This is a genomic window from Streptomyces sp. SPB074 (genome assembly GCF_000154905.1).
In the GTDB taxonomy this organism is placed as follows: Bacteria; Actinomycetota; Actinomycetes; order Streptomycetales; family Streptomycetaceae; genus Streptomyces.
In genome coordinates this window covers 4,498,877-4,505,471 of sequence record NZ_GG770539.1, presented here as the reverse complement: position 1 = coordinate 4,505,471, position 6,595 = coordinate 4,498,877, and the positions used below count along the sequence as shown (strand labels likewise).

Here is a 6,595-nt window from a genome sequence, read left to right as displayed (position 1 = left end):
GCGCGGCCGCCCCACCGAAGCCGAGAAAGGCACGACCACCGTGGTGGACCAGGACGACGTGAAGGACCTCATCGACCGCGCCCGCCGCTGGCTGGCCGAGGACCCCGACCCGGACACGCGCGCCGAACTGGCCGCGCTGCTCGACGCGGAGGACACCGAGGCGCTGCGCGACCGCTTCTCGGGCCTGCTGCGCTTCGGCACGGCGGGGCTGCGCGGGGAACTGGGGGCGGGGCCCTCGCGGATGAACCGGGCCGTCGTGATCCGCGCGGCGGCCGGGCTCGCGGCCTTTTTGCGGGAGCACGGCAAGGGGGACGGGCTCGTCGTCGTCGGCTACGACGCGCGCCACAAGTCGGCGGACTTCGCGCGCGACACCGCCGCCGTGCTGACCGGGGCCGGGCTGCGCGCCGCCGTCCTGCCCCGGCCGCTGCCCACGCCCGTCCTCGCCTTCGCGCTCGGGCACCTCGGCGCGGTCGCCGGGGTCGAGGTCACCGCGAGCCACAACCCGCCGCGCGACAACGGCTACAAGGTCTACCTCGGCTTCGGCTACCCCGAGCCCGGCGAGGGCGCGGGCGCGCAGATCGTCGCCCCGGCGGACGCCGAGATCGCCGCCGGGATCGAGGCCGTCGAAGCGCTGGCGGAGGTGCCGCGCGCCGAGGAGGGCTGGACGGTGCTCGGGGAGGAGGTACTGGAGGCGTACGTCGAGCGCGCGGTCTCCGTGCTCGCGCCCGGCTCGCCGCGTACCGCCCGTATCGTGCACACCGCGCTGCACGGCGTCGGCACGGAGACCGTCGCCGCGGCCTTCGCGCGGGCCGGTTTCCCCGCGCCCGTACCGGTGGCCGAACAGGCCGCGCCGGACCCGGACTTCCCGACCGTGGCGTTCCCCAACCCGGAGGAGCCCGGCGCGATGGACCTCGCCTTCGCGACGGCGCGGGCGCACCCGGGCACGGACCTGATCGTGGCGAACGACCCGGACGCGGACCGCTGCGCCGTCGCCGTGCCGGACGCCTCGGCCGAGACGGGCTGGCGGATGCTCACGGGCGACGAGGTGGGCGCGCTGCTCGCCACGCACCTGCTGCGGCGTGGCGAACGCGGTGTCTTCGCCGAGTCGATCGTCTCCGGCACGCTGCTCGGCACCCTCGCCCGCGCGGCCGGCGTCCCGCACGCGGAGACGCTCACGGGCTTCAAGTGGATCTCGCGGGTCCCCGGGCTGCGGTACGGGTACGAGGAGGCGCTGGGCTACTGCGTGGACCCGGAGGGGGTGCGCGACAAGGACGGGATCACGGCGGCGCTCCTCGTCACGGAGTTCGCCTCGGTGCTCAAGGAGGAGGGCCGCACGCTCTCGGACGCGCTCGACGAGCTGGCCCGCGCGCACGGCGTGCACGCGACGTCCCAGCTCTCCGCCCGGGTCGCCGACCTCTCGCTCATCCCCGCGGCGATGGACCGCCTGCGCCAGTCCCCGCCGCCGCGCCTCGCGGGCCTGTCCGTCACGGCGGCGGACGACCTCGCCCTTCCCGAGGACGGCCTTCCACCCACGGACGGACTGCGCTACACGCTGAGCGACGGCACGGCCGAGGGCGTACGGGGCAGGGTCGTCGTCCGCCCGAGCGGCACCGAGCCCAAGCTCAAGTGCTACCTGGAGATCGTCCTCCCGGCGGGCCTCCCGGTACCGCAGGCCCGGGAGCGCGCGGCGGCGCTGCTCGCGGAGCTGCGGCGGGACGTGGGGGCGGCGGCGGGGGTGTGAGGGCGGGGGCTGAGGGCGCGCGGGTGTGACGGCGCGGCGGGCGGTCCCCCGTACCGCCCCGCCCGTCCCCGTCGCCCCCTCAGACCAGCAGCAGCACGATCAGCAGGATCGCGCCCACGACGGCCGGGGCGATGATGGTCCAGCACCAGCGGGCCTCGGTGCGGCCCTTCTCGGGGGAGTCCGTGTCGCCGGCCAGCTCGCGCAGTTCGCCGAGCGCCACGTCGCCCTGCGGGTGGCGGACCTCGTGCGCGGAGGTGGCGGTGTGGCCCGCCCGCGCCTGCCTGCTCATCTCGCGGGCCTCGGCGCGGGCCGCGCGCTTGCGGCCGCGCAGCGAGACGGGGATCGCCCAGAGCTGGAAGACCCTGCCGTCCCCGTCCACGACCTCGTTCGAGTAGCCGGAGCGGAGCACGGCGACGCCCTTCCAGGGCAGCACGATCGTGCGGAAGGGGTTGCGCACGCGCAGCCGCTCGGTGTTCGCGAAGACGGCGGGCCGCAGCGTGAAGGCGATGACCAGCGGGACCACGCACAGCACCGCGGCGAGGGCGAGCCACGGGGCGCGGCCCTCGCCCACGACGATGGCGTCGGCACCCAGCCAGCCGCCCAGGATCAGCAGGAACACCCCGGCTGCGATGCCGGCGGGCGAGCGGTAGATCCGGTCGGGAGCGGCCGGCGGGGGCGGGGGAGCGGCCGGGTCGGAGGTCGTCATACCCCGATTCTCCCCCACCGGCCCCGCAGGGCCTCGGGCTCCCCACCGGACACGGGCGGGACACCCCCGCCCGGGGCTCCCCCACCCGGCCCAGCCCCGCCCGCGCCCCCGCCCCTGCCGGGCCCCCGCGCCCCCTGTACAGACCGCTACGCGCGTAGATATGCTCCCCTGGTGAGTATGCCCACGACTCCCCCCGCCCCCTCCCCCGCGCCACGGGCCGCCGCAGGGAACGCGTTCGCCGAAGTGAGCGCCTCCGACGCCTCGTTGCGGCGCTTCCTGCACGGACTGCCCGGTGTCGACCCGGTCGGCCTGGAGGCGCGCGCCGCCGCGCTCGGGACGCGGTCCGTGAAGACGGCCGCGAAGGCCCGCGCGATCGACCTGGCGATCTCCATGATCGACCTGACGACGCTCGAAGGCGCCGACACCCCGGGCAAGGTCCGCGCCCTCGCCGCCAAGGCCCTGCACCCGGACCCCACCGACCGCTCCGCGCCCCGCGTCGCCGCCGTCTGCGTCTACCCCGACATGGTCGCGACGGCGAAGGAGACCCTGGCGGGCGGCGAGGTCCGCATCGCCTCGGTCGCGACGGCCTTCCCGGCCGGGCGTGCCCCGCTCGCCGTGAAACTCGCGGACGTCGAGTCCGCGCTCGCGGCCGGTGCCGACGAGATCGACATGGTCATCGACCGGGGCGCCTTCCTCGCGGGCCGCTACGCGAAGGTCTACGAGGAGATCGTCGCCGTGCGCGAGGCGATCGGCTCCCGCGCCCGGCTCAAGGTGATCTTCGAGACCGGCGAGCTGTCCACCTACGACAACATCCTGCGCGCCTCCTGGCTCGGGATGCTGGGCGGCGCGGACTTCATCAAGACCTCGACGGGCAAGGTCGGCGTCAACGCGACCCCGGCGAACACGCTCCTCATGCTCCAGGCGGTACGGGACTTCCGCGCCGCGCACGGGGAGCAGGTCGGCGTGAAGCCGGCCGGCGGCATCCGGACGACGAAGGACGCGATCAAGTTCCTCGTCCTCGTCGCCGAGACGGCGGGCGAGGACTGGCTGAGCAACGCGTGGTTCCGCTTCGGCGCCTCCGGGCTGCTCGGCGACCTGCTGATGCAGCGCCAGAAGCTGGCCACGGGCCGCTACTCCGGCCCCGACTACGTGACGGTGGACTGACCCATGGCACACGAGACCCCCTCCGCCGGGCCCGCCCCGGCCTTCACCGACTACGCGCCCGCGCCCGAATCGCGCGCCGCCGTCGCACTCGACTCGTCCTACGGGCTCTTCATCGACGGCGAGTTCGCCGAGGCCGCCTCCGGCGAGGTCTTCAAGACCGTGTCCCCCGCGACGGGGGAAGTCCTCTCCGAGGTCGCGCGGGCGGGCGAGGCGGACGTCGAGCGCGCGGTCGCCGCCGCCCGCCGCGCCTTCCCCGCCTGGGCGGCGCTGCCGGGTGCCGAGCGCGCCAAGTACCTCTTCCGCATCGCGCGGATCGTCCAGGAGCGCGCCCGCGAACTCGCCGTCCTGGAAACGCTCGACAACGGCAAGCCCATCAAGGAGACGCGCGACACGGACATCCCGCTCGTCGCCGCGCACTTCTTCTACTACGCGGGCTGGGCCGACAAGCTGGAGCACGCGGGCTTCGGCCCCGCGCCGAAGCCGCTCGGGGTCGCGGGCCAGGTCATCCCGTGGAACTTCCCGCTGCTCATGCTCGCGTGGAAGATCGCGCCCGCGCTCGCGGCGGGGAACACGGTGGTCCTCAAGCCCGCCGAGACGACCCCGCTCAGCGCGCTGTTCTTCGCCGAGATCTGCCGGCAGGCCGGTCTGCCCAAGGGCGTCGTGAACATCCTTCCCGGGTACGGGGACGCGGGCGCGGCCCTCGTCGCGCACCCGGACGTGGACAAGGTCGCGTTCACCGGTTCGACCGCGGTCGGCAAGCAGATCGCCCGGACGGTCGCGGGCTCGCGGAAGCGCGTGACACTCGAACTCGGCGGCAAGGGCGCCAACATCGTCTTCGACGACGCGCCCGTCGAGCAGGCCGTCGAGGGCATCGTGACGGGGATCTTCTTCAACCAGGGCCAAGTGTGCTGCGCGGGCTCGCGGTTGCTCGTGCAGGAGTCGGCGCACGACGAGGTCGTGGACGCGCTCAAGCGGCGCCTCACCACCTTGCGCGTGGGCGACCCGCTCGACAAGAACACCGACCTCGGCGCCATCAACTCGGCCGAACAGCTCGACCGCATCACGCGGTTGACCGATCAGGGCGAGGCGGAGGGCGCCGAGCGCTGGAGCGCCCCCTGCGAACTCCCCGGCTCGGGCTACTGGTTCGCCCCGACGGTCTTCACCAACGTCACGCAGGCGCACACCGTCGCCCGCGAGGAGATCTTCGGCCCCGTCCTCTCGGTCCTCACCTTCCGCACCCCGGCCGAGGCGGTCGCCAAGGCGAACAACACGCCGTACGGGCTCTCGGCGGGCATCTGGAGCGAGAAGGGCTCCCGCATCCTCGCCGTGGCCGAGAAGCTGCGCGCGGGCGTCGTGTGGGCCAACACCTTCAACAAGTTCGACCCGGCCTCGCCCTTCGGCGGCTACAAGGAGTCGGGTTACGGCCGCGAGGGCGGCAGGCACGGCCTGGAGGCGTACCTCGATGTCTGAGAAGTCCGCGAAGACGGAGAAGACGGAGAAGCAGGCGAAGGGCGGCCGCGGGGCCGCCGCCGCGAAGGCGGGCGCCCCGGCGCCGCGCCTGGGCGTCTTCAAGACCTACAAGCTGTACGTCGGCGGGAAGTTCCCCCGCAGTGAGGGCGGCAGGGTGTACGAGGTGAGCGACGCGCACGGCGAGTGGCTGGCCAACGCCCCGCGCTCGACCCGCAAGGACGCCCGGGACGCGGTCGCCGCCGCGCGCAAGGCGTTCCCCGGCTGGTCGGGCGCGACCGCGTACAACAGGGGCCAGGTCCTCTACCGCGTCGCGGAGATGCTGGAGGGGCGCGCCGGGCAGTTCGCGCGCGAGGTCGCCGAGGCCGAGGGCCTGGACCAGGACGCCGCGCGCGCCCAGGTGGACGCGGCGGTGGACCGCTGGGTCTGGTACGCGGGCTGGACCGACAAGCTCGCACAGGTCGTCGGCGGCGCGAACCCGGTCGCGGGGCCGTTCTTCAACCTGTCCACGCCCGAGCCGAGCGGGGTCGTCGCGGCGCTCGCGCCGCGCGAGTCCTCGCTGCTCGGCCTCGTCTCGGTGCTCGCGCCCGTCCTCGCGACGGGCTGCACGGCGGTCGTCGTGGCGAGCGAGGAGCGGCCGCTGCCCGCCCTGTCCCTCGGCGAGGTCCTCGCCACCTCGGACGTCCCGGGCGGCACGGCGAACCTCCTCAGCGGCCGGATCGCCGACCTGGGCCCGACGCTCGCCTCCCACCAGGACGTCAACGCGATCGACCTCACGGGCGCGCACGGCCAGGAGGCCGTGGACCTGGAGATCGCGGCGGCGGACAACCTCAAGCGGGTGCTGCGTCCGGCGGCGGCCGGGGAGGACTGGACGGCGACGCCCGGCCTGCGCCGCATGACCTCCGTCCTGGAGACGAAGACGGTGTGGCACCCGACCGGCTCCCTGGGGGGCGCGGGCTCCGCCTACTGACGCGAGCGCGCGGGCGGTCTGCGGCCGCGTGCACGGACCCGTGCGGGTCGCCCCCGACCAGGGGACGGCCCGCACAGTCATACGTCAACGCGGGGCTGCCGGGGCGCGGCCGCGCTCTCAGCCGCCGATGCCCAGCGTGTGCACCACGTCGCCCGCCACCGGCAGTTCCGCGAGGCTCGCGCCGCTCGTGACCGGGCCCGTGAGGTCCGTCGTGCCGACCGGCTTGAAGTCGGCGACCTGGGTGCCCACGCCGTTGGCCAGCGGGTCGGTGCCGGTGCCCGCGAGGGGGTCGAGCTGGAGGTTGGTGACGCCGCCGAGGCCGTAGGTGGTCGCGGCCTGGAGGCCCTGGCTCGCGCCGCCCAGCGCGGCCTGCGTGTCGAGCTGCTTGCCGAGGCCGCCGGGGGCGAGCGAGCCCAGGTCCGGGGCGACCGTGTCCAGGGCGGGGGCCGCCGCGCTCGCGCTCGCGGCCGCCCCGCCGATGTTATTTTCCTTTATTGCGAATCTAACCCTGTTTTTATTATATCTTTTAATTTTTTTTTTTTTTTTT

6 protein-coding genes are annotated in these 6,595 nt (G+C 74.5%); 4 read left to right on the top strand and 2 right to left on the bottom strand.

Translation table 11 applies throughout. From position 1 onward, the window contains the following. Window positions 1–43: 43 nt before the first annotated feature. A complete protein-coding gene (locus SSBG_RS18950; protein ID WP_037870124.1) occupies window positions 44–1,741 on the top strand; it encodes a phospho-sugar mutase in 1,698 nt (565 codons plus the stop codon). Window positions 1,742–1,820: 79 nt separating this feature from the next. On the opposite strand, the gene SSBG_RS18945 is transcribed toward SSBG_RS18950, so the two are convergent. Continuing rightward, on the bottom strand, window positions 1,821–2,447 hold the full coding sequence (locus tag SSBG_RS18945; protein ID WP_037870123.1) for a PH domain-containing protein: 627 nt from the start codon (window positions 2,445–2,447) through the stop codon (window positions 1,821–1,823). A gap of 177 nt (window positions 2,448–2,624) precedes the next feature. On the opposite strand from SSBG_RS18945, the gene deoC reads away from it, so the two are divergent. From deoC to SSBG_RS18930, 3 genes are read left to right on the top strand one after another with little or no spacing between them, the layout of a single operon-like run. After that, the gene (deoC, locus tag SSBG_RS18940) at window positions 2,625–3,611 is read left to right on the top strand and encodes a deoxyribose-phosphate aldolase (protein WP_008747683.1); all 987 of its coding nucleotides are present in this window, start codon (window positions 2,625–2,627) and stop codon (window positions 3,609–3,611) included. Window positions 3,612–3,614: 3 nt separating this feature from the next. Beyond that, a complete protein-coding gene (locus tag SSBG_RS18935; RefSeq protein ID WP_008747682.1) occupies window positions 3,615–5,081 on the top strand; it encodes an aldehyde dehydrogenase family protein in 1,467 nt (488 codons plus the stop codon). After that, window positions 5,074–6,048 (top strand): aldehyde dehydrogenase family protein, encoded by a 975-nt coding sequence (locus SSBG_RS18930; RefSeq protein WP_008747681.1) that lies wholly within the window; start codon window positions 5,074–5,076, stop codon window positions 6,046–6,048. Before SSBG_RS18935 ends, SSBG_RS18930 begins: the two co-directional genes overlap by 8 nt. A gap of 117 nt (window positions 6,049–6,165) precedes the next feature. On the opposite strand, the gene SSBG_RS18925 is transcribed toward SSBG_RS18930, so the two are convergent. Beyond that, window positions 6,166–6,579 (bottom strand): hypothetical protein, encoded by a 414-nt coding sequence (locus SSBG_RS18925; protein ID WP_050776793.1) that lies wholly within the window; start codon window positions 6,577–6,579, stop codon window positions 6,166–6,168. Window positions 6,580–6,595: the final 16 nt, after the last annotated feature.